This is a genomic window from Acinetobacter sp. CFCC 11171 (assembly GCF_003268405.1).
Classification (GTDB): domain Bacteria; phylum Pseudomonadota; class Gammaproteobacteria; order Pseudomonadales; family Moraxellaceae; genus Acinetobacter; species Acinetobacter amyesii.
The window spans coordinates 1-4,695 of the sequence record NZ_LQXP01000069.1 but is presented as its reverse complement, the minus strand read 5'-3'; the positions used below and the strand labels follow the sequence as shown (position 1 = coordinate 4,695).

General features: G+C 37.1%; 1 protein-coding gene. It reads right to left on the bottom strand.

Going from position 1 to position 4,695, the window contains the following annotated elements:
- Positions 1-191 precede the first annotated feature (191 nt).
- Positions 192-4,691, bottom strand: coding sequence for a cadherin domain-containing protein (locus tag AVJ20_RS17655; RefSeq protein WP_228157254.1), 4,500 nt, complete (start codon positions 4,689-4,691; stop codon positions 192-194).
- Between the last annotated feature and the right edge of the window lie 4 nt (positions 4,692-4,695).

The following is a 4,695-nucleotide window of genomic DNA, read 5'->3' as shown; positions in this document are numbered from 1 at the left end:
TAGAGTTGTGAGTTTGGTGTGGTAACTCAACTGATGGCTCTAGTCCTCATATTTTTCAAGTCAATTTCTTATCCGCGATTCGGGTTAAGTAATATCTGAGGTTTACAATCTTTATATTTATTATAAATCTTATTGCTATATCCATAAAAATTGCCCCATGAATGGAGCAATTTTTTAGATCATCATAGCAGTTAACCAATGATGATTTGGTTATTGTTTAATAAATCGTGCAAAGTAATTTCGCTAGATTGGTTGGTCAATATCAATAAATTTTCGCTTTGATAATGATCAGCATCCCCATCACGATCGATTGAAATCGTTGCACTATCTGTATCTGAATTGTAATTAATCTTAATGAACTTTTTGACATTGGTACTATTACTTGACATTAAATCACTATCTTGTAGCAATCCATTAAAGAAATCAGATGCGAATTTAATGGTATCTGCATTTGTATCATTTGATGGATTACCCAAATGAAAATCCGTCCAGGTATCAATGCCATGACCTGCTTTGGCATCGGCAGCAGCCAAAACATTATAGATTAAAGTATCGTTACCTGTGGTCCCTGTACTAATAATATCATCACCTATTTTCGCAACGATGGTACTATTTGGATTTGTTACTACCACAGAAAAATCAAATGTAGAATTTTGAGTACTATTATCTTCCGTTTCCGTTGCTGTGACATTCATTGTCACCTGATAAGTATGATCCACTGTCACACCCACAGGCAATTGTAACTTCATGTCAGTGAATTCAACTATATTTGTATCTCCTGTTACCATAATTTCACCAGAAGAATTTGCTACCGAAGTTTTTCCAGAAATAATAGTACCATCTTTATTAACAGTTGAATAAGTTAATATAGTGCCTGCGGCAAGACCAGTCATAGTCATGGAAAGAATTTCTGAACCATCGCGATCTGTTAATGATGCTTCAATCTTATTCAGACTAATCTGATCTGTTTCTGCACCAGAATAACCATAAACTACACCATAATAACCATTCCCTGATCCATATTTATCCTCATTTGCTGTGTCATTAAACGGTTTTAAGGTCATAAAATCAGGCAGCTCTGCAATAATTTGATTATAGTCACTAAAATATTTTACAGCTTCTTCACCAATGTTATTGCCATCAGCATCTTTTAAAACATGTTTAAGCTGGAAATTATAATTACCTACTCCATCTGCATTATGCAAATACAGTTTAAACGTATAAAAACCTGTTTCTGAAGCTACAAAAGATGCATCTGCCGAGGTTACCCCAGACCAATTTACATGATAACTGGACTCATCCCCAATAATAATGGTGCCACTATCATCTGCCTTACCCGTATATTGATAAGTTTGACCTTTTTCCAAATATAGATAACCTGTAATAAATACAGCATTATATGTTGGCAAGTTAGTAGATACAAAGGACTCGGCATGCGTTACAGTTGCACCATTGGTTGCTCTATTTTCATATAAATAATTCAATGCCTTAACCAGAGTATCATTGGTCGCGCCACTGCCACCACGTTCAAGTAAATTATATGTTGTACCATCAATAACAATTGATTTGATTCCAGTCCACGTATACATATTCATGGAAAATGACTCAACATCGTAATCCATAGTTTCCGTCGTTGTTGGCGTATCTGCTACAGCTGTTACAGTAATATTCTGTGTTACTTCCACACTATTACCGTATTGATCCTTCACCACAACCACAAAACTATCAACATCAGTTTCTGAATCTGAAGACCAGTTAGGCGCAGGAGTATAAGTAAAGTTACCAGTTACAGAATCCAGTACCACTGTACCACCATGCTGGGAGCCAGCACCGTCCTTAACGGTATAAGATAATGTATCTCCTGTAAGATCTACCCCCGTAATTTTTCCAGAAACAGCCACATCTTCATTAGTTGTTAAAGGAGTAGTAGAAGCTGTTGGAGCTGCATTCACCACGGCATCTTTCGTTGCCGGTGTTGCTGGATTACCTGCCTTATCACTTACATCTGCGCTAACAGTATAGCTTTGACCATCCTGTAAATTCAGTTGAGTGGTTTGTTGTGCTGTAAGGGAAATTGACCATGTTCCATCTGAACCAACGATGCCTGTAAAACTTGTTCCTTTAAGCTTTATCGTCACAGTCTGACCTTCTTCGGCACCAGATGTTGTCCCTTTAATCGTAAAGCCGTCTGTTTTTTCTGCCTGTGAAATAATTTCATCTTCAGCAACTGATGTAATTTCAATGGTCGGAGGAGTCACCTCAACTGTAAATTTAAAGATAGGAGAGAATCCACCCAATACACCTGTCGCTTCATTATAAGTCGCCGCTTTAATGGTGACTTCACCGGGAGCTAGTGTACCCGTTGTGGTTACTTTATATAAATCAGAAACATTTGTCGTCCAACGATAATTGCCATTACCAGTTGATACTAGCTCTGCAACAGGAATAGAAATCCATTTACTGGTATTGTTATATAAATAAATTCTGACTTCATCAACCAGTGCCAGCTGCTCTGCTGTTAAGTTAATCGTACCAGTAAACTGACCTTGTTGATCATCAGTCACACCATTTGCATTAATCGTACCTTTAATTGCACCTACGTCATCTATATAGCCATCGACAACAGGTGTTGGCAAAACTAAAGTCGGATCAATGGTTTTATCATTACTTGTACCAGTGTTACCTGCTCTATCTGTAACATAGACAACAAACTGAGTATTTGTATCAACAACTGTTTTCACATCAGAATCTAATTGAATATTGATATTCAAATAGTTAGTTGAATCATACTGATTACCTACAACACCTTCGCCAGCGAAATGTTCTTTACCCTCTCCATCCTTATAAGTCACAATAACCTTATCACCTGTATTGGCATGTTTGGTACTGCTACTATCCCCATACACCAATGCACTAACCTTGCCAGAAGTTTCATCATAACTAACATTGGTCGCTTCAGGTGCTATAGTATCAACTACAAAAGTATATTTAGTTGATACCTCTCCAACTTTGCCTGTCACAGGATCAATAGCGCGCACCTGAATATAAATATTGTCATTATTTAATTGATCCGCCTCCCAGATATGTTCTAGTACAGCTTGTAACTCTGCTTCTGTAACGATCCAGTGACCATCAGTATCAACATTCACTTCCAGATATTTTGGATACGGCAAAGTACTTGGATTGTCGGAAGTATCCTGTTTATTAATATAGATACGGACTTTTTCCACACCAGATGCTACCGTTCCCTCTATACGACCAAGAGAGTCATTACTATAAATAGTAAATGTATTTCCATCACTGGCAATATTAGTTTCTGCACTTAATGAAGCAGTCGTTGCAGATATGCCAACCCAGCCTTCGGCATAACCATTCTCATTAATAGATACTTTAACTTCATACGCTTTTCCTAAACTATCAGTCACAGAAATAATATCAGTTAATGGAGCTTTCGTTAAATCAAGCGTACTTTGTAAATTAGTACTTAATTTATAAGTCCAGTTTCCATTTGCATCGATACTAAATGTACCATATGTAGTTGCCACATTACTCTGTTCGACGATAACGGCATTGGAATCCCAAGCAACAGTCACTTTGCTAGAGATGGAAACATCTGACAATACACCAAAAGTTGTTACTGTGTTTTGTACACTGTCAATATCATCATAATAATGCGTCACATTTGCTAGTGGAGCATCTACCACATAACTTGCAACCTCAGATGTTGCTGTATTATCCCCATGATCCCGTACAGTTGCTGTTGCCGTACCATCTAACAATTTTGCCGCTTGTTGTGCAGTTACAGTAGCAGACCATATACCATCGGCCTGTACAATACCTGTCACTGTAATTGCCTGACCATCAGACGTGTTGGCAAAAGTAACACTGACTTCTTGTCCTGCTTCTACTCCAGTACTCGTACCCGTTACTGTAAAAGGTTGTTTAGTCGATTTACTAAAATCAGCATCTATAGTATCGCTCCAAACCACATGCCAATCATTACCTACTGTGGTAATTGCTATAGTAGGCTTAACCAAATCTAATCCCGGTTGATATTCATTGACATCTGGTGTATCCGGATCATCTGGTGTATAGCCTGATAAATTGTTATAAGCATATATATTAGAATTATCAATATCTATTGTATGTGCTTCCACCGTGATAGCAGAACCATCAACAATCCCATCACTTTCTAACAATTGATAAGAATACGAGCCAGTTTCAGTTCCATTTACATAACTTAAATCGACAGTTCTGGTAATAGTAATTGATTCTCCTGACGTGTTCAGACCTGTAATTTTTAAAGTAATAATATTTGAACCTGCTATAACAAATTCTGTTGTACCTGTAATCAATCCATCAGAATTAATTGAAGTGGTAATTTCGCCTTGGGTGTTTTCAACATTCACCGTAATAACAGCTGTATCACTATTCCCGGCAGCATCTGTTGCTTTTATACCCAATGCGTAATATTTCTTATCATTCGGTAATGCTTCATAATCCAGCGTTTTACCTTCTGCTATAGTAATTTTACCTGTAATAGGATCAATAATAAAAATACCTTCTTCATTACCAGTAGTGATCTCATAGATTTTTACATCTTCATCATTACCTGTAGCATTATTATCAACATCATAAATTTCTGTACCAGATGCCACATTTTCTTTGAAAAAAACTTCGTTGCTAGTTATGTTA